We start from the raw sequence: 19,540 nt of genomic DNA, 5'->3' as shown, positions 1-19,540 counted from the left end.
TTGCCGTGACAGTACGGCAACGGCCGCTTGGCTGCCGGCACAATTTGTGATCAGATGATCATACCCGCGTTGGCGGATATTCGCACATAAACTTTGCCGGCACCAAGGAAAGCAAAAGCGTGGCTCTGGGCTTCGAACCCGTATCGGGACGCATCACCGTCCAGGATGGCGTCTACCAGCAGCTTCGCCATGCCCTCATGGTCGGCAGCTTCGATCCCGGGCAGGTGCTGACCATCGCCTCGCTGGCGGAGGCTTTCGGCACCTCAAACATGCCGGTGCGCGAGGCGTTGCGGCGGCTGGCGGCAGAGAACGCGCTGGAAATCTCGCAGAACGGCTCAGCCTGCGTGCCGGTGGTGACGCGGGCGCGGCTCGACGACCTCTGCCGGGCCCGGCTCGCCGTCGAGGGGCTGGCCGCCGAGCTTGGCGCGCCGCGCCTGACCGCAGCCGAGATCGGCTTGCTGCAAAGGGTTACTGACGACCAGCAGGCGATCGGCCGCGACGGCAGCATCTACGAGCTGATCGCCAAGAACCAGCAGTTCCACTTCACCATCTACCGCGCCTCCGGTTCCGATGTGCTGTTTCAGCTGATCGAGACGCTGTGGCTGCGCTTCGGTCCGTACATGCGGCTGTTGTCCAACTATGTCGCGCCGCTGATGCGCGCCGGCACCATGGAGCCTTCGGGCCGGCACGTCGCGATCATAGCGGCCATCAAGGACAAGGATTTCACCCGCGCGCGCGACGAGGTGGTGGCCGATATCACGGCGACACAAGCGACTTTGCGGGCGATCTGTCCTGACGTGCCGGAGCCCAGACCGGTCGATTTTGCCGCTTTCGGAAGGGCGCCTTGATAGGCGGCCGCCGCAGAGTGGCTTTGAAGCCGCCTGGGCCAAGCTCCTGGACCAAGAGAACAGCCGGATTTTGAGGCGCTGACCCGCATTTCTTCAGCCGCGGCGCATTGATCCCTGTCCGTATTTGTGATCACATGATCACAGGGAGCGAGACAGCGAATGTCCGGCTATTTTCTCTATCATTCGATCGGCACCTTTCCCGGCAAGGCCGAGCGAATGGCCGCCTCGCTGACGGATTTCTCCAACATCTGGTCGGCGGAAGACGACGGTCAGTGGCCTGCCGCGCTTGCGGCGCGGCAACGCTTCATCGATGCCTGGAGGCGGCTGATCGAGGCGCCGCAAGGCACGCTGACCACGGCCGAGAATGTCACCGCCGCGCTCTATAGCCTGATCGGTGGCTTGCCGACGGAGCGGCTGGCGGGAAAGCGGCTGCTGGTCGCCGCCGACTGTTTTCCTAGCCTGCATTTCCTGCTGGCGGGCTTGGGAGAGCGTTTCGGCTTCACCCTCGACACCGTCCCATTGCGGCCTGGCGAGACCTGGGTTCGCGACCAGGATTTCATCGACCGCTGGCAGGCGGATGTCGGGCTCGCGCTCATTACCTTCGTCACCTCGACGGCCTCGCACCGCTGCGATGTCGGCCGCCTCGCCGCGCATGGCCGCGCCGTGGGCAGCATAGTCGGCGTTGATGTCACACAAGGCATCGGCGTGGCGCCGTTTTCGGTTGCCGCGACGCCGGTCGATTTCGTCGTCTCGACTTCGCTCAAATGGCTGTGTGGATCCTCCGGCGCCGGCATTTTGCAGGTCGCGCCTGACCTTCTGGCGTCCTGCCGGCCGGAGTTGCGGGGCTGGTTCAGTCAGCCGAACCCGTTCTCCTGGGACCTCGACGCTTTCACTTACGCCGACGATGCGCGCCGCTTCGATCATGGCACGCCGGCGATCCTGGCAAGCGTCGCCTCGCTGCCCGGGCTGGAGTGGGTGGAACAGACCGGCATCGACATCATCCGCGCGCAGAATGCCGGGCTCGTCGAGCGTATCATCGGCGCCGCGCTGGAGAATGGCTGGGAGATCCGCTCGCCGCTCGATGCCAGTGAACGTGGCGGCAGCGTGATGCTCGGCCTGCCGCAAGGTACCGAGCCGGCGAAGATCATAGCTGCGCTTCGCGACGAGCGGCTTTACTGCGATGCGCGCGGCACGACGCTGCGGCTGTCTCCCGGCATGGTCACCACAGAGACGGCGGTCGATGCGCTGATCGCGCAGATCACGGAGCATATCGGTTCGCGGCGACGCCGTCCGTCGTGAATTCAGGTACCGCCTCGCCTGCGGCGCCCGGGAGTTTGGCGCCGGAAAGGGGCGGATCAGGAACCGAACCAGAGGGAAGCAAGATGTTGAAACGTCTAGGACTGATTGGGATGGCCGTCGCTGCCGGCCTCGCCTTTGCGGCGCCCGCCTTTGCCGACAAGATCATGGTGGGCGCCTATCCGGCCAACCCGCCATGGGAATACAAGACCGATTCGGGTGCCTTCGAGGGGTTTGAGATCGACGTCGCCAATGATGTCGCCAAGCGCATCGGCGCAGAGGTCGAGTTCCAGGATCTCGGCTTCCAGGCGCTGTTCGCAGCGACCGCTTCGGGCCGCATCGACTTTGCCGTGTCCTCGATCTCGGTCACCAAGGAGCGGCTGCAGAACCAGGGCTTCACGCAAGCCTATTACGACAGCGACGGTACCATCGTCGGCAAGGCGGATTCCGCCATCAAATCGCTCGACGATCTGAAGGGCAAGACCATCGGGGTCATCGCCGGCTCGACGGGCGAAGCCTACATGAAGGAGAACGCCGCCAAGCTCGGCGTTGCAGAAACCAAGAGCTACAACGCCCAGCAGGACCTTCTGCTCGACGTGCAGAACGGCCGCATCGACGGCGGCGCGGGCGAGCTCGCCGGCTTCCTGTTCGCCATCAAGCAGATGCCAGCGCTCAAGATCCTGGTGCGCATCCCGACCGGCGAGCGCTTCGCCATGATGACCAAGAAGGGCCATCCGCTGCTTGAAAAGGTCAACGACGCCATCAGCGAAATGAAGAAGGATGGCACCATGGCCGCGATCCACAAAAAGTGGTTCGGCGTCGATCCGGAAGCCGGCACCAGCACGGTGACCCCTGGCCCGATCCCGCAATAAGCCGGCTAATCAGAAATTCCGGCGAGAGCGGCAGCAGCCGCTGGCGCTCTCGCCTCGACCATTTGGGTTTCGCCAAACACGGCGAACCTTGTCTCACGGTGAGCGCCGATGGAACTGATCGACACCTTCTTCAACTGGGGCATCCTGGTTCGATCGTTTCCGATCCTGATCCGCGGTCTTGGCAACACCATTCTGCTCGGCTGCGCGGCGATCGTCTTCGGCACGATCGGCGGGCTGGCGATCTGCCTGGTGCGACTCTACGCGCCAAAGCCGCTCAGGCGGCTGGCGACGCTCTACATCGACATGTTCCGCGCGCTTCCGATCCTGGTGGTGCTGATCCTGATCTATTACGCCCTGCCCTTCATCGGCATCCGCTTGTCGTCCTTCGTCTCGGCAGCACTTGCGCTGTCACTGGTGTTGGCGGCCTTCACGGCGGAAGTCTGCCGCGCCGGCATCGAGAACATTCCGAAGGGCCAGTTCGAGGCGGCCTCGGCGCTCGGCCTGCCCTTTTGGGTCGCCATGCGCAAGGTGATCCTGCCGCAAGCAATCCGTGTCGTCATTCCGCCGCTCACCAGCAACTGCGTCTCGGTGTTCAAGGACACCGCGCTCGCCTCGGTGGTGGCGATGCCGGACCTCTTGAAGCAGGCGACCGACGCGCAGGCGCTGATGGCCAATCCGACGCCGCTGATCGGCGCGGCGATCATCTATCTCGCCTTCCTGTGGCCGCTGGTGCGGCTGGTCGGCTACCTCGAAGAGCGCGGCAAAGCTCGGTCCGCGCACTGATCCCCTTAGAATGACCTCGATTAGCTGAAGGAGACTCCCGTGAACCAGCACCATGTTTCGAAAGCGCAGGAGAGCGCCGCTTCGTTCCCGGTCGAGAAGATCCGCGCCATGTTCCCGGCGCTCCGGCAGGCCGGCGACTTCATCTTCATGGACAACGCCGCCGGTGCGCAGATCCCGCAAAGCGTGCTCGACGCGGTGACCAGCCATCTGGTGGATCACAACGTGCAGCGCGGCGGCCGCTACGGCCGCAGCGTCACCGTCGACCAGTCCGTCGCCGAAGCGCGTGAAAGCGTGGCGGTTTTGATCAACGCCTACAGCCCGTCCGAAATCTGCTTCGGCATGAACGCCACCTCGTTCATCCGCCTGGTCAGCCTCGGCATCGGCCAGATGCTTTCGGAACGCGACGAGATCGTCGTCACCGACATGGATCATGACGCCAACATCGCGACATGGCTGGCGCTGGAGCAGGCCGGCGCCAGGTTCAAATGGTGGCGCATGCGCGAGGACGGCAATCTGCATGTCGACGACCTCAAGCCGCTGATGTCGGACCGCACCCGGCTCGTCGCCTGCACGGTGACCGCGCACTCGATCGGCTCGATTGTCGATGTCGCTTCGGTCGCCAAGATCGCGCATGCGGCAGGCGCGGAAGTGTTCCTCGACTGCGTGCACTACGGGCCGCACGGGCTGATCGACGTGCAGGCCTGGGACTGCGACTATCTCGTCTGCTCAGGCTACAAGAATTTCTCGCCGCATATGGGTTTTCTCTGGGGCCGCTTCGAAACGCTGAAGCGGCTGCCGACCTTCCGCGAGGACTTCATCCCGGATGAGCCGCCCTACAAGGTCGAGGCCGGCACCTTCATCTACGAGAATGTCTCCGGCATGGACGCAGCGGTGCGCTACCTGGAGTCGATCGGCCGCAATTTCTTGGCCGAGAACAACCGCTCGCGCCGCGACAACATCGCCGCCGGCATGAACGCCATCCGCGAGTACGAGCTGACGCTGGCGCGCGAGATGATGAAGGTGCTGAAGGCCTGCGGCGCGACAATTTACGGCGTCGCCGACGAGGCGCGCATCCATGAGCGCGTGCCGACCTTCTGCTTCAACATCGGCACACTGTCGCCGCAGAGGATCGTCGAGGAGATGGCGGCCTTGCAGATCGGCATCCGCGACGGTCATATGTACGCGCCGCGGCTGATGAAGCGGCTCCACCTGTCGATGGACAGCGGCGCGATCCGCGCCTCGCTGGTGCACTACAACACGGTCGAGGAAGTGCACCGTTTCGGCGAAGCGCTGCGGGCAATCATTGCGAAGCTGTCGTGACGCCCGGACGTCTGGTCGAGCCTACGCCGCCTTCTTCGCCAGCCTCGCCTTGATGCTTGCCACGTCGGCGCGCGGCGTCGCGGCGAAAAGCGTCTTGGTGTAGCTGTGCTTGGGGTCCGAGAAGACCTCGTCGCGCGAGCCGTATTCGACCGCCTCGCCGAAATACATCACCATCACGTCGTCGGCGATATAACGCACCACCGACAGATCGTGGCTGATGAAGACATAGGTCAGCTTGAACTCGTCCTGCAGGTCGGCGAGCAGGTTGAGCACCTGCGCCTGCACCGAAAGATCGAGCGCCGAGACCGGCTCGTCCAGCACCAGCAGGCTCGGGTTCAGCATCAGTGCGCGGGCAATGGCGATGCGCTGGCGCTGACCGCCGGAGAACATATGCGGATAGCGGTTGTAGTGCTCGGGGCCGAGGCCGACCTTCTTCAACATCTTCATCGCTAGGTCGCGGCGTTCCTCGGCCGGCTTGTCGGTATTGATCAGCAGCGGCTCGCCGAGCACGTCGCCGATCTTTTGACGCGGGTTGAGCGACCCGTAGGGATTCTGAAAGACGATCTGCACCTTGCGGCGCATTTCCTTGGTCAATCCGTCCTTGGCGATGTCGACCTTGTTGCCGTCGATGAACAAATCGCCGGCGGTCGCAGGATCGATCAGCGTGATGATGCGGGCGAGCGTGGACTTGCCGCAGCCGCTTTCGCCAACGATGGCGAGCGTCTTGCCCTTATCGACGCTGAAGGAGACGCCCTTCACCGCATGCACCGTGCGCGCGGGGCGGAACAGGCCGCCGCCGACATGGTAGTCGCGTTTGATGTTCTTGCCTTCGACAACCTTGGTCATGCGCCGGCTCCGGTCATGCACTGGCTTCTGGGGGCGCCGGCTCGAACAGCATGTCGGAGACGGTCGGCAGCCGGTCGCCGACGGCGTTCTCCGGCAGCGCCGACAGCAGCGCGCGCGTGTAGTTGCTCTTGGGGTTCTCAAACAGCGACAGCACGTCGGCCTCTTCCATCTTGCGGCCCTTGTACTGGACGATGACGCGATCGGCGGTCTCGGCGACCACGCCCATATTGTGGGTGATCATGATCAGGCCCATGCCGTATTTGGCCTGCAGCGACACAAGCAGGTCGAGAATTTGCTTCTGGATGGTGACGTCGAGCGCGGTGGTCGGCTCGTCGGCGATCAGCAGCTTCGGATTGCAAGCAATGGCCATCGCGATCATGACGCGCTGGCATTGGCCGCCCGACATCTGATGCGGGAAGGAGTTGAGCCGCTCGGCCGGCTCCGGGATGCCGACCTGCTTCAACAACTCGATGGCGCGCGCCCGGCGCTGTGCGCGATCCATGCCGAGATGGAAGCGCAGCACTTCCTCGATCTGAAAGCCGACGGTGAAGCAAGGGTTGAGACTGGCGATCGGCTCCTGGAAGATCATGGCAATGTCCTTGCCGATGATCTTGCGGCGCTCGGCCGGACCCATCTTGAGGAGATCGCGGCCGCCGAACGTCATGCGGTCGGCGGTGACAGTGGCGGTCCAGGGCAACAAGCCCATAACCGCCAGCATCGACACCGACTTGCCGGAGCCGGATTCGCCGACGATGGCGAGCACCTCGCGCTCGTCGACACGGAGCGAGACGCCGTCGACGGCGCGGAACGGGCCGGAGGCGGTCTGGAACTCGACGACGAGGTTCTGGATGTCGAGCAATGCCATCACGACCTCCTGAGCTTCGGATCGAGCGCGTCGCGCAGGCCGTCGCCGATCAGGTTGATGGCGAGCACCGTGATAAGGATGGCAAGGCCGGGGAAAGTCACCACCCACCAGGCGCGCAGGATGAATTCGCGCGCCGAGGCGAGCATGGTGCCCCATTCCGGCGTCGGCGGCTGCGCGCCGAGACCAAGGAAGCCAAGCGCTGCGGCTTCCAGGATGGCGTTCGAGAAAGACAGCGTGCCCTGGACGATCAGCGGCGCCAGGCAGTTCGGCAGGATGGTCCTGAGCATCAGCCTCAGGTGCCCGGCGCCGGCGACCTTGGCAGCCACGACATATTCGCGGCTCTTTTCCGCCATCACCGCAGCGCGCACCAGGCGGGCGAAATGCGGCTGCAGGACAAGCGAGATCGCCAGCATCGCATTGAACAGGCCGGGCCCGAGAATGGTGACCAGCACCAGCGCCAGAAGCAGCGACGGGAAGGCCAGGATCAGGTCCATGACGCGCATGATCGCGACGTCGACCCAGCCGCGGAAATAGCCTGCCAGCAAGCCGAGCGTGATGCCGCCGACGAGGGCCAGCGTGACGACGACGGCGCCGATGAGCAGCGAGAAACGCGCGCCATAGAGCAGGCGCGAGAGGATGTCGCGGCCGACCGGATCGGTGCCGAGGATATATTGCGAGCTGCCGCCCGCCTGCCAGGCCGGCGGCCTGAGGAAGGCGGTCTTGTCCTGCACGTCGGGTGCATAGGGCGCGAGCAACGGCGCAAAGAGCGCCGCCAGCACCAGCAGGATGAAGACGACCAGGCCGATGACGGCGCCGCGGTTCACCGAGAAATAGTGCCAGAAGGTCTTGAAGCCGGTCAGCCGGTCCGGGCTGCCGGCGGCCATCGGGGCGATTTCGGTCGACTGGCTCATCACGCCGCCCTGATGCGCGGGTTGATGACGGCATAAAGCACGTCGACGATGAGGTTAACGGCCATGACGATGAGTGCGATCAAAAGCAGACCTGACTGCACGACGACATAGTCGCGCTTGAAGATGGAATCGACCATCCACTTGCCGATGCCCGGCCAGGCGAAGATGGTTTCGGTGAGGATAGCGCCGGCAAGCAGCGTGCCGACCTGCAGGCCGATCGTGGTGACGACCGGGATCAGGGCGTTGCGAAGTGCGTGCGCACCGATGACGCGGGCGGCGGAAAGGCCTTTGGCGCGGGCGGTGCGGACATAGTCTTCACCGAGCACCTCGAGCATGGCCGAACGGGTCTGGCGCGCGATCACCGCCAGCGGAATCGTGCCGAGCACGATCGCCGGGAGGATGAGATGGGTGAGCGCCGAGCGCAGCGCGTCCCATTTGCCGTAGAGGATGCTGTCGATGGTCATGAAACCGGTGATCGGCTTCAGGAAGAACTGCAGGCCCATGCGGCCCGACACCGGCGTCCAGCCGAGATAGCCGGAAAAGAAGATGATGAGCAGCAGGCCCCACCAGAAGATCGGCATGGAATAGCCGACCAGCGCGGTGCCCATCAACGACTGATCGAACCATGAGCCGCGTTTGACGGCCGCGAATATGCCGGCCGGGATGCCGATCGCCATGGCGAAGATCATGGCGAAGAAGGACAATTCCAGCGTCGCCGGAAAGAGCGTCTTGAACTCCTGGAGCACCGGGCGCTTGGAGGAAATCGAGACGCCGAAATCGCCGGTCGCGACCTCGCCGACATAGCGCGCATACTGCTCCCAGACCGGCAGATTGTAGCCGAACTGTTCCTTGAGCTCTTCGTAGCGGGCGGGGGTGACGCCATGCTCGCCGGCCATGGCCAGGATCGGATCGCCGGGCAGCAGCCGGACAAAGGCGAAGGCGCAGATGGTGATGCCGACGAGCGTCGGGATCAGAAGTGCGATTTTGTTGAGGAGATATCTGAGCATCGTGAAATGGAATGGGGCGGCGACAATTCGCGCCGCCCCGTTCGCAAATATTACTCGGCCTTGTCAACGCCGTCGAAGCGATGAATGCCGAGCGGGTCCATCTTGAAGCCGCTGACGTTGTTGCGAACAACGGCATAGACCTGGCTGTGAGCCAGCAGGAAGGCCGGCGCCTGCTTGGCGAAGATTTCCTGCGCCTGCTCATAGAGCTTGGTGCGCTCGCCCTGGTCGCTGGTCTTCTTGGCCTTCTGGATCAGGTCCTCGAAGTCCTTGTCGCACCAGCTGGAATAGTTCGAGACGCCGATGGCCGAGCACGCGAAGAGGGTGGCGAAGAAATTGTCCGGATCGCCATTGTCGCCGGTCCAGCCGATCTGGAAGGCGCCGGGACGCTCCTTCTTTTTGCCTTCCTCGCGATACTTGGTCCACTCGTAGTTGACGATCTCGGCCTTGACGCCGACCTTGGCCCAGTCGGCCTGGATCAGCTCAGCCGCGCGCTGGAAGTTCGGGTTGTAAGGACGAACGCGATCGGAAGCCCAGAGCTGGATTTCCTTCAGCCCGGCGTCGGCCAGCACCTTCTTGGCCGCTTCCGGATCATAGGAATCGAACTTCACATCCTTGTTCCACGACCACATGGTCGGCGGGATCAGGTTCTGCGCCGGCGTCGCGCCAGCGTCCTGGAACAGCGACTTGATCAGCGCTTCCCGGTCGATCGCCTGGTTGAGCGCGTGACGAACCTCCGGCTTGTCGAGCGGCGGGATCGTGGTGTTGTAGCTCATGTAGCCGATGTTGAGGCCGGCCTGATCCATCAGGGTCACGTCCTTGTTGGCCTTGATGGTGGCGATGTCGGCCGGGTTCGGATAGGGAGCGACATCGCATTCGCCGGCCAGCACCTTCTGGATGCGGGCGGTCGCGTCAGGCGTGATGGCGAAGACCAGATCGTCGATCTTTTCCTTGCCCTTGAAGTAGTCGGGGTTCGCCGCATAGCGGATGACCGAATCGAGCTGATAGTCGACGAACTGGAACGGCCCGGTGCCGATCGGCTTGGTCGAGAAGTCGGCCATCTTGCCTTCCTTCTCGAGCTGGTCGGCATATTCCTTCGACACGATCGAGGCGAAGTCCATGCCGAGATTGGCCAGCATCGGCGCGTTCGGCTCGGTCAGCGTCAGCTTGACGGTGAGGTCGTCGACCTTTTCCCACTTGGCGACGTATTTCGGCATGTCCATGCCGGTGTAGTAATCCCAGGTCAGGTTCGGCAGATACTTCTCGCCGTTCCACGGATTCTGCTTGTTGAACTGACGGTCGAACGAGAAGACGACGTCATCGGCGTTGAGGTCGCGGGTCGGCTTGAAATAGTCGGTGGTCTGGAACTTCACGCCAGGGTGCAGGTGGAAAGTATAGACCAGGCCGTCGTCGGAGATTTCCCATTTGTCGGCGAGGCCGGGCTCGATCTCGGTGCCGCCATGCTTGAACTCGACCAGGCGCGAATAGACCGTGCGCGACGAAGCGTCGAAGTCGTTGCCGCCCGTCGTCGTACCCGGATCGAAATTGGCCGGCGACGCTTCCGAGCAATAAACAAGCGTCTTTGCATTGGCCATCCCGCCGAGGACGCTTGCAGCCAGCAACGCGGCTGCAAAAGTCATTGTCTTTTTCATTGAGCACTCCCTGATGTTCTTCCAAGCCCCTCTATCAGGCTCGCGAAGCGCGCATATAAGCACCGTTTTTGGGGCTTTGGAACACCCCGTTTGCGTACCCCACGGTAAGCAGGAAAAGAATCCGCATTTTCCTCAAATAGCAGAAAAAATGAGCAGAATTTTTCGCTCACGCTAATGTTAACAACCGCATTTTTTTATTGATTGAGGCTCTGCCGAAATGGAATGAGGAGCTCCTGCCTGCGATCCCAGGTCCTCGTGGGGACACGCCTGCGGGAGGCGTCGAGGGACAGGATTTCGGCGGCAAATCTTTCCGCCGCTGCCGCTGGGGCAAGACTTGCACGGCCGCCGATAGAGGCAATACATAGATGCCAGGCCGGATTTCTTGGAATCCGCAATCGGCCGCAGCGGGAGGAACGCTTCCGAAATCGGAAAGAGATGCGGCGCAGCGACAAGACCAGGACACCAGGGAGGGATTTGGTGGCAAAAGCAGCAAAGACAACGCCCCCGGCGAAGGCAACAGCCAAGGCCGCGCCCGTCGATGCGGGCGCGGCCAAGGCTTCATCTTCCAAGACCGCTTCGCCAGCCAAAACGCCGTCACCTGCGAAGGCCGGCTCCAAGCCGAAGACCACTGTGAAACCGGCTGCCGCTGCAAAGAAGACGAACCCCACATCCGCCGCCAAGGCTGCAACCGCAAAGACCGCCGGGCCTGCGGCAAAGGCAGCCTCGGGGTCGGCCAGGCGGCTGCCCAAGGCGATCACGGAACTCGCGGCAGGGTTGCCGGAAAAGCCTTGGCTGAAAAACTACCCGAAGAACATGCCGGCGGAGATCGGTCCGCTGCCTTACGATTCCATTGGCGACTTCCTCGTCGGCGCCTGCAAGCAGTTCGCCAGCCGGCCGGCGTTCGTGTGCATGGGCAAGTCGATCTCCTATGCCGAGCTCGAGCGGCTTTCGGCGGCCTTCGGCGCCTATCTGCAGTCGAAGGGACTGGAGAAGGGCGCGCGCGTGGCGCTGATGATGCCGAACGTTTTGCAATACCCGGTAGCGATGATGGCCGTGCTTCGCGCCGGCTTCACGGTGGTGAACGTCAACCCGCTCTACACGCCGCGCGAGCTGGAGCATCAGCTCAAAGATTCCGGCGCGCAGGCCATCGTCATTCTGGAGAACTTCGCCAACACGCTGCAGGCGGTGATCGCCAGGACGCCGGTCAAGCATGTCGTGGTCGCGGCGATGGGCGACATGTTGGGCGGGCTGAAAGGCGCGATCGTCAATCTCGTCGTGCGGCGGGTGAAGAAGATGGTTCCCGCCTGGTCGCTGCCCGGCCACGTCAAATTCAACGCCGCGCTCAAGGCGGGCTCGGCAAGCGCCTTCAAGCCGGCGGCGGTGTCGGGCGACGATATCGCCTTCCTGCAATATACCGGCGGCACGACCGGCGTGTCGAAAGGCGCGACGCTGCTGCACCGCAACGTCTTGTCCAACGTGGCGCAGAATTCGCTCTGGGTGGAGGACGCCTATACGGTCAAGCCGAAGCCGGGGCATCTCAACTTCGTCTGCGCGCTGCCGCTCTACCACATCTTCGCGCTGACGGTGAACGCGCTGATGGGCATGCAGCAAGGCGCGCAGAACGTGCTCATTCCGAACCCGCGCGACATTCCGGGCTTCGTGAAAGAACTGCAGAAATACCCGGTCCACATCTTTCCCGGCCTCAATACGCTGTTCAACGCGTTGCTCAACAATGAGGATTTCCGCAAGCTCGACTTCAAGCCGCTGATCCTCACTCTCGGCGGCGGCATGGCGGTGCAGAAAGGCGTGGCCGAGCGCTGGAAGGCGCTGACGGGCTGTCCGGTGAGCGAAGGCTACGGACTTTCCGAAACCTCGCCGGTGGCGACCGCCAACAAGTTCAGCTCCAGCGACTTTACCGGCACGATCGGCCTGCCGCTGCCATCGACCGAGATCGCCATCCGCGACGACGACGGCAACAACGTGCCGCTCGGCGAAGTCGGAGAGATCTGCATCCGGGGTCCGCAGGTTATGGCCGGCTACTGGAACCGGCCGGACGAGACCGCCAAGGTGATGACCAAGGACGGGTTCTTCAAGTCGGGCGACATGGGCTTCATGGATGAGCGCGGCTACACCAAGATCGTCGACCGCAAGAAGGACATGATCCTGGTCTCCGGTTTCAACGTCTATCCGAACGAGCTGGAAGAAGTCGTGGCGCAGCACCCGGGCGTGCTCGAAGTGGCGGCGATCGGCGTGCCGGACGAGCATTCCGGCGAGGTGCCGAAGCTGTTCGTGGTCAGGAAGGATCCAGCGCTCACCGTCGAGACGCTGACTGTCTATTGCCGCGAGAACCTGACCGGCTACAAGCGGCCGAGATACATCGAATTCCGCGCCGAACTGCCGAAGACGCCGGTCGGCAAGATCCTGCGGCGCGCGTTGCGGGAGCAGATTTGAACGAAAATGTTGCCGGCCTGACGCCAACAGATCGCGCCGACCTCGATCCCGCCGAATTCATCAAGGCGAACATGCGGCTTCAGCCGGTGCCGTCGCTGCCTGAAATCCGGCTCTATACGGCCCATCCCGGCAGCGGGCTGAGGCGGCTGCTGGAACCGGAGGACGGCTCGCATGAGCACGCGGCCGAGCCGCAGCCGCCCTACTGGGCCTATGCCTGGGCGGGCGGCGCAGTGCTGGCGCGCTATGTTCTCGACCGGCCGTCAACCGTTGCGGGCCGGCGCGTGCTCGACCTCGGCGCCGGTTCCGGCCTTGTCGGTATCGCCGCGGCGCGAGCCGGGGCTAGGGAAGTGACCGCGGCGGAGATCGACCGCAACGGCATTGTCGCGCTCCGCCTCAACGCGGAGGCCAACGGCGTCGCCATCATCATAATCGGCGAGGACATCAGCGCCGGTCCGCCGCCATCGGTCGACGTTGTGCTCGCCGGCGACGTTTTCTACGGGCAAGCGGTCGCGCGGCGGATCGTCCCCTTCCTCGACCGCTGCCTTGCCGCGGGCATCGAGGTGCTGGTCGGCGACCCGGGCCGCGCCTGGCTACCCAGGCGGCGGCTTCGCCTGCTTGGCGAGTATCAGGTGCCTGATGTCGGCGGAAACGGCGGTAGCGCGCCCAAACCGAGCGGGATATTTGCGTTCCTTCCCAGCGAGCCCTGATCAGCCCGCCGGCACACTCATCCGCGCGGCGAGAAAATCCGGCAGGTCGGCGACCGAATCCAGGATGACGTCGGCCATCGGCGACAGCGAGTCACGCGTGCCCGTGCCGGAAAGCACGCCGATCGCCAGGCCGCAGCCGCCGGCGCGCGCCATTTCGAGATCGTGGCGATTGTCGCCGACCATGGCGATCTCGCCAGCCTTCAGTCCCGTCAGATCGCAGAACGCGATGACCGTGTCGGGCGCGGGCTTCGGGTTCGCGACCGCATCATAGCCGAAGGCGGCGTCGAAGAGCTGCGCGACACCGAGCGTGGCGAGCGTCTTCTCGGCGCCGCTGGTGGAATCGTTGGTGGCGACGCCCAGCCGGAAGGATCGCCTGTGCAGCGCCCGCAGCGATTCGACGATACCGGGTAGCGCGACAGCCATCGACGAGCCCTGAACCGAGGTGATCTCGTTGAAGCGGGCGACGGCCAGCATCTGGTCCTCCTCCGACAGGCGCGGGAACCAGAGCTCGACGACGTCCATGTTCGAGCCCGAGGCAAAGATCGAATCGGGCTTGAAGCGCTTGCTGACGAAATCGAAGCCGGCGGCGGCGAGCAACCTGTCGGCTTTCCAGCGATCGCCTTCGGCGGCGTCCATGGCCATGAAATCGGCAATGCCGAGCCAGGTAGCGTTGAAGTCGACAAGCGTGCCGTCCTTGTCGAACAGAATTCCCTTGATATCCGCCAATCCGTTTACTCCGCGCCACGCAATTGGTGGATATGAGCCACCAATCCGGCAGTCGAGGCGTCGCGTTTTGCGGCAGTCTCCTTGCCTTCCACGACAGGCAGCAGGCCTGTCGCCAGTTCCTTGCCGAGTTCGACACCCCACTGGTCGAACGAGTTGATGTTGAACAGCGTGCCCTCGACGAAGACGCGATGCTCATAGAGCGCTATCAGGCGACCGAGCGTGAGCGGATCAAGCTTGCGGTAGAGGATGGTGAGCGACGGACGGTTGCCCGAAAAGACGCGATGCGGCGCGATGCGATCGACATCGGCGGGCTTCATGCCCTTGGCCAGCATCTGCGCGCGCGCCTCTTCCAGCGTGCGGCCCTTCATGAAGGCTTCCGACTGCGCCAGGCAATTGGCAAGCAAGAGATCGTGGTGGGTCTTCAGCTCGGGCTCGTGGCTGACGGCTGCGGCAAGAAACTCGACCGGGATGAAATCGGTGCCCTGGTGCAAAAGCTGGAAGAAGGCGTGCTGGCCGTTGGTACCGGGCTCGCCCCAGACCAGCGGGCCGGTCGGCGTCGTCACCGGGCCGCCGTCCAGTGTCACGCTCTTGCCGTTCGATTCCATATCGAGCTGCTGCAGATAGGCCGGCAGGCGCGACAGGCGCTGATCGTATGGAATGACGGCGCGGGCCGGGTATTTGCAGACGACGCGGTGCCACCAGCCGATCAGCCCCAGCAAAACAGGCAGGTTCTTCTGCAGGGGGGCCGAGCGGAAATGCTCGTCCATCTCATGCGCGCCGTCGAGGAAGGCGCGGAAATTGCGCAGGCCGATGGCGATCATCACCGGCAGGCCGATGGCGCTCCAGACCGAGTAGCGGCCGCCGACCCAGTCCCAGAAACCGAAGACGCGGTCGGAGGCGATGCCGAACTTGGCCACTAGGTCGAGCGCGGTCGAGACGGCGGCGAAATGCTTGCCGATCGCTTGCTTGCCCAGCGCCTTTTCCACCCATCTGCGCGCCGTCTCGGCATTGGTCATCGTCTCGACAGTGGTGAAAGTCTTGGAGGCGATGATGAACAAAGTCGTCTCGGGAGACAGGCCCTTCAGCGTGTCGTGGATATGGGCGCCGTCGACATTGGAGACATAATGCGCACGCGGGCCGTCATGGTAGGGAGCGAGCGCCAACGTCACCATCGCCGGGCCAAGATCCGAGCCGCCAATGCCGATATTGACGATGTCGGTGATCTTCTTGCCGGTGGCGCCGGCCGCCTCGCCGGAGCGAATCGCATCAGCGAAGGCGCCCATCGCGTCGAGCACGGCGATCACATCGGCCTTGGTATCCTGGCCATCGACCACGACACTCTTGCCGGTCAGATTGCGCAGCGCCGTGTGCAGCACGGCGCGGTTTTCGGTGATGTTGATCTTCTTGCCTTCGAACATCGCGGCGCGTCGACCTTCGAGGTCGGCGGCGCCGGAGAGCGTCTCCAGCATTGCCATCGTGTCGGCGTCGACCGCGCATTTCGACCAGTCGAGCAGAAGATCGCCATCTGTGGCGGAGAATTTCTCGAAGCGCTTGGGATCGGCGGCGAAGGCTTCGCGCATCGTGCCCTTGGCTGCCGCGCGCTGCTCACGCAGGGCGGTGACCTGCTTGTCGAAGGCTGACTGATCCAATGGTGGCTCCTGGCGGGTTTTTAGACCATTTTAACAGGCCCGATGTTTCCGGCGCGTGTCGTCGCGACATTGTATTGAGCCGGATTTCCGTTTCGTTCAAGCGCGGCAGTGACGCACTGCATCACGCTTTTATGATGCCCCGCAACATCCGCTTCCCTGGCGGACGCGCCCCTTTCGTGATCAATGGATCACTGGCATAAATCCCAGCGATCAGAAAAATTGATTGGCGCAACCCCTTGTGCCACCCCTACACTCGACTGGTCCAGCCAAGTGAAAACAGCTGGCCATCCGAGGATGATCTCCCATGCCACAGCGCAATGACACGGCCATATGGTCCGGCCTGTTCCGGATTTCGGCCGAATCCGGACAAACTCTCCAGGCACAGATCCGCCAGGCGATCGTCGCAGCCATCCTCGACCGGCAGATCGCCGCTTCGATGCCGCTGCCATCCTGCCGGATTCTGGCGGAAAAACTTGGCGTTGCCCGCGGCACGGTGGTGCTTGCCTTCCAGCAGCTGGTCGACCAAGGTTTTCTTGTGGCGCGCGAGAGGCGCGGCCACTTCGTCAACCCTGAGGTGCTCGCCACACCCGCCAAACCGCACCAGAAGGCGCCCGACCAGCAGAATGAGATCGACTGGAAGGCGCGTCGGCAGATCGCCGCCAGCGATATGCCGCCGCCGGCCAAGCACGACAACTGGATCAAGTCCTCCTACCCGTTCGTCTACGGCCAGTTCGATCCGGCGCTGTTTCCGACCGCGGAATGGCGCGAGTGCAACCGCATGGCGCTCGCGGTGCTGGAGATCCGCAACTGGGCATCCGACATGGTCGACCGGGACGATCCGCTGCTCATCGAGCAGATCCAGGCCCGGCTTTTGCCGCGCCGCGGCATCTTCGCCAATCCGGACGAGATCATCGTGACCCTGGGCGCGCAGAACGCGCTCTATATGCTCGCCTCGCTGTTGATGACCAAGGGCTCGAAGGTGGCAATGGAAGATCCCGGCTATCCGGATGCCCGCTCGATCTTCCGGCTCGCCGGCGCAGATATCCAGCCGGTCCCTGTCGACCAGTCGGGCATCGTGACCTCGGCGATTCCCAGCGATTCCGGCTTTGTCTTCGTCACGCCCAGCCATCATTGCCCGACGATGGTGCCGTTGTCCGCCGAGCGGCGGCAGGATTTGCTGGCGCGGGCCAACCGCAACAACCAGATCATCATCGAGGACGGCTATGACAGCCAGCTTCTCGACGAGGCGCCGCAGCAGGCGCTGAAGAGCCTCGATCGCTCGGGCCGCGTCATCTATGTCGGCTCGATGTCGAAGACGCTGGCTCCGGGTCTGAGGCTCGGCTACATCGTCGCTTCGGCAGGACTGATTGCCGAGCTTCGCGCGTTGCGTCGCTTCATGCTCAGGCACCCGCCGGCAAACAACCAGCGCGCCGTTGCGCTGTTTTTGTCGCTCGGCCATCACGAGGCGCTGGTGCGCAGGCTCTCCGCCGCCTTCGACGAGCGGCGCAAGCGTCTGGTCCATGCGATTTCCGCTTTCCTGCCAGAATGGCGCTCGACCGACTCGGCGGGAGGCACGTCGTTGTGGCTGGAGGGCCCGCGCGGTACCGATTCACGAGGGCTCGCCGAAGCGGCCGCTTCGCGCAGCGTCATCATCGAACCCGGCGACCGGTTCTTCGACCGCAGCGAAAAGCCCTCGCGTTTCATGCGTTTGGGCATCTCCTCGATCTCGCTGCAGCACATCGAGCCCGGGATCCGGGAGCTCGCCACGGCCGCCGGCCGCAGGCCCGCTGCCGCCTGATCACCACGGACTGCCACATGAAGAGCCGGCGTTTTGCCGGCTCTTCTATTTTGGCGCGCCTCAACGCTTTAGCATCCTGGCATATTCGACGGGATTGACTGGCTCATAGGCTGTGCCAATGCCGACGGCATAGTCGAGGCACAAAGGGGACGAGGCAGGCCGATGGTGGACCAACCGCCGCGCATCCTGCCCCTGAAAAAGCAAAGGTGGAGTGCTTTCCATGTCAGTGGCTCTTGAGAAGCAGGAAACGACGTCGGACCAGCGTTCGCGGCGGTCCGGCGGGCGCGAAGCGCGCCGCGCGATGCGGGCAGCACCGCTCGCAGACGATATCCGTCCGGTGCGAGCCGGCCTCGAAGGCGGCAGCTACGGGCCATTGAGCCAGAACGACAGGGAACGCATCCATGAAGCGGTGCTGACGCTTCTGGAGACGGTGGGCTTCGCCAACGCCATCCCCTCCTGCATCGAGGCGCTGACCCGGGTCGGGGCGACCTACGGCGACGACGGCCGCATCCGCCTGCCGCGCGCGCTGGTGCTCGACACGATCAAGAAGGCGGCGCGCCACTTCACGCTCCACGGCCAGGATCCCAAGCACGACATGGTGATCCAGGGCAAACGCGTGCACTACGGCACGGCGGGCGCGGCGGTGCATCTGGTCGATGTCGAGAAGCGCGAATATCGCGAATCGCAGCTGCAGGACATCTACGACGCCGCCCGTCTCGTCGACGGGCTCGACAACATCCATTTCTTCCAGCGCACCATGGTGCCGCGCGATATTCCCGATCCGCTCGAGATGGACTTCAACACGCTCTATGCCTGCGTACTGGGGACATCCAAGCATGTCGGCACCTCGTTCACCGTGCGAGAGAACGTCAAGCCGGCGCTGGAAATGCTCTATGCGATCGCCGGCGGCGAGGAGAATTTCCGGGCGCGCCCTTTCGTGTCGAACTCGAACTGCTTCGTGGTGCCGCCGATGAAATTCGCCGAGGACGCCTGCGGCGTGCTCGAAGCCTGCGTCGAGGGCGGCATTCCGATCCTGCTCTTGTCGGCCGGCCAGGCCGGCGCCACGGCTCCCGCCGCGATTGCCGGCGCCGTCGTGCAGGCGGTGGCCGAAGTGCTGATGGGCCTGGTCTATGTCAACGCGATCAAGCCCGGCCATCCGGCGATCTTCGGCACCTGGCCGTTCGTCTCCGATCTCCGGACCGGCGCCATGTCCGGCGGTTCGGCCGAGCAGGCCGTGTTGACCGCGGCCTGCGCGCAGATGGCGCAATATTACGACCTGCCGGGTGGCTCGGCCGCGGGCATGACGGATTCGAAGCTGCCCGACATCCAGTCCGGCTATGAAAAAGGCATCACCGATGTGATGGCCGGTCTTGCCGGCCTCAACCTCGTCTATGAATCGGCCGGCATGCATGCCTCGCTGCTCGGCTTCTGTCTCGAAAGCCTGATCATCGACAACGACATGCTCGGCCACTGCCTGCGATGCGTGCGCGGCATCGAGGTGACGGACGAGGCGCTGTCGATCGACACGATCGCCGATGTCTGCCTCAAGGGCCCGGGTCACTATCTCGGCAACGAGCAGACTTTGAAGCTGATGCAGACCGAATATTTTTATCCCGCAGTCGGTGATCGCTTCTCGCCCAAGGAATGGAATGAGAAGGGCCGGCCCGACATTTTGCAGCGGGCGATCGCCGAGAAAAAGCGCGTGCTGGCCGAGCGCTTTCCGCGCCATGTGTCGCGGCTCGTCGACGACAAGCTGCGCGCGCGCTTCGGCGAGATGATCAAGCTGCCGCGCAACAAGATGGGCGGCTGATC

Annotated in this window: 16 protein-coding genes; 9 read left to right on the top strand and 7 right to left on the bottom strand. The window is 63.8% G+C overall.

Annotation, left to right across the window (positions count from 1 at the left end):
- Positions 1–119 precede the first annotated feature (119 nt).
- The 5 genes from P9228_RS04390 to P9228_RS04370 all read left to right on the top strand — a co-directional run bounded on the left by P9228_RS04390 (position 120) and on the right by P9228_RS04370 (position 5,119).
- A complete protein-coding gene (locus P9228_RS04390) occupies positions 120–848 on the top strand; it encodes a GntR family transcriptional regulator (RefSeq protein ID WP_278052494.1) in 729 nt (242 codons plus the stop codon).
- Positions 849–1,007: 159 nt separating this feature from the next.
- Positions 1,008–2,147, top strand: coding sequence for an aminotransferase class V-fold PLP-dependent enzyme (locus P9228_RS04385; protein WP_278052493.1), 1,140 nt, complete (start codon positions 1,008–1,010; stop codon positions 2,145–2,147).
- An 83-nt stretch (positions 2,148–2,230) separates the two neighbouring features.
- On the top strand, positions 2,231–3,016 hold the full coding sequence (locus P9228_RS04380) for an ABC transporter substrate-binding protein (RefSeq protein WP_067003647.1): 786 nt from the start codon (positions 2,231–2,233) through the stop codon (positions 3,014–3,016).
- A 108-nt stretch (positions 3,017–3,124) separates the two neighbouring features.
- On the top strand, positions 3,125–3,799 hold the full coding sequence (locus P9228_RS04375) for an amino acid ABC transporter permease (protein WP_095824273.1): 675 nt from the start codon (positions 3,125–3,127) through the stop codon (positions 3,797–3,799).
- 39 nt (positions 3,800–3,838) lie between these two features.
- On the top strand, positions 3,839–5,119 hold the full coding sequence (locus P9228_RS04370; RefSeq protein WP_278052492.1) for a cysteine desulfurase-like protein: 1,281 nt from the start codon (positions 3,839–3,841) through the stop codon (positions 5,117–5,119).
- A gap of 21 nt (positions 5,120–5,140) precedes the next feature.
- Here the strand turns inward: P9228_RS04370 and P9228_RS04365 are convergent, their stop codons facing one another.
- The 5 genes from P9228_RS04365 to P9228_RS04345 are packed head-to-tail and all read right to left on the bottom strand — an operon-like array spanning position 5,141 to position 10,397.
- On the bottom strand, positions 5,141–5,965 hold the full coding sequence (locus tag P9228_RS04365; RefSeq protein ID WP_067003757.1) for a dipeptide ABC transporter ATP-binding protein: 825 nt from the start codon (positions 5,963–5,965) through the stop codon (positions 5,141–5,143).
- A gap of 13 nt (positions 5,966–5,978) precedes the next feature.
- The gene (locus P9228_RS04360) at positions 5,979–6,830 is read right to left on the bottom strand and encodes an ABC transporter ATP-binding protein (protein WP_082953860.1); all 852 of its coding nucleotides are present in this window, start codon (positions 6,828–6,830) and stop codon (positions 5,979–5,981) included.
- Positions 6,830–7,714, bottom strand: coding sequence for an ABC transporter permease subunit (locus tag P9228_RS04355; RefSeq protein ID WP_067003755.1), 885 nt, complete (start codon positions 7,712–7,714; stop codon positions 6,830–6,832). The genes P9228_RS04360 and P9228_RS04355 overlap by 1 nt, the downstream gene beginning before the upstream one ends.
- Before the next feature lie 26 nt (positions 7,715–7,740).
- Positions 7,741–8,748 (bottom strand): ABC transporter permease subunit, encoded by a 1,008-nt coding sequence (locus P9228_RS04350; RefSeq protein WP_278052491.1) that lies wholly within the window; start codon positions 8,746–8,748, stop codon positions 7,741–7,743.
- Positions 8,749–8,798: 50 nt separating this feature from the next.
- Positions 8,799–10,397: an ABC transporter substrate-binding protein gene (locus P9228_RS04345; RefSeq protein ID WP_067003638.1), complete on the bottom strand. Its 1,599-nt coding sequence runs from the start codon at positions 10,395–10,397 to the stop codon at positions 8,799–8,801.
- A 477-nt stretch (positions 10,398–10,874) separates the two neighbouring features.
- Between P9228_RS04345 and P9228_RS04340 the strand changes: the two genes are divergently transcribed.
- Both P9228_RS04340 and P9228_RS04335 read left to right on the top strand, forming a co-directional pair.
- On the top strand, positions 10,875–12,848 hold the full coding sequence (locus tag P9228_RS04340) for a long-chain-fatty-acid--CoA ligase (RefSeq protein WP_278052490.1): 1,974 nt from the start codon (positions 10,875–10,877) through the stop codon (positions 12,846–12,848).
- Positions 12,845–13,555 (top strand): 50S ribosomal protein L11 methyltransferase, encoded by a 711-nt coding sequence (locus P9228_RS04335; RefSeq protein WP_278052489.1) that lies wholly within the window; start codon positions 12,845–12,847, stop codon positions 13,553–13,555. The genes P9228_RS04340 and P9228_RS04335 overlap by 4 nt, the downstream gene beginning before the upstream one ends.
- Here the strand turns inward: P9228_RS04335 and P9228_RS04330 are convergent, their stop codons facing one another.
- The gene (locus tag P9228_RS04330) at positions 13,556–14,281 is read right to left on the bottom strand and encodes an HAD family hydrolase (protein WP_278052488.1); all 726 of its coding nucleotides are present in this window, start codon (positions 14,279–14,281) and stop codon (positions 13,556–13,558) included.
- Between the two features lie 5 nt (positions 14,282–14,286).
- Complete coding sequence (gene pgi, locus P9228_RS04325; protein WP_278052487.1) at positions 14,287–15,930, bottom strand: glucose-6-phosphate isomerase; 1,644 nt, start codon at positions 15,928–15,930, stop codon at positions 14,287–14,289.
- A 304-nt stretch (positions 15,931–16,234) separates the two neighbouring features.
- On the opposite strand from pgi, the gene P9228_RS04320 reads away from it, so the two are divergent.
- A complete protein-coding gene (locus P9228_RS04320) occupies positions 16,235–17,728 on the top strand; it encodes a PLP-dependent aminotransferase family protein (RefSeq protein ID WP_040974759.1) in 1,494 nt (497 codons plus the stop codon).
- A 220-nt stretch (positions 17,729–17,948) separates the two neighbouring features.
- Entirely contained in the window at positions 17,949–19,538 is a 1,590-nt protein-coding gene (locus P9228_RS04315; RefSeq protein ID WP_278052486.1) for a trimethylamine methyltransferase family protein, read from the top strand.
- Positions 19,539–19,540: the final 2 nt, after the last annotated feature.

The organism is Mesorhizobium sp. WSM4898, assembly GCF_029625845.1.
Lineage (GTDB): Bacteria > Pseudomonadota > Alphaproteobacteria > Rhizobiales > Rhizobiaceae > Mesorhizobium.
This window is presented reverse-complemented; position numbering and strand designations above follow the sequence as displayed.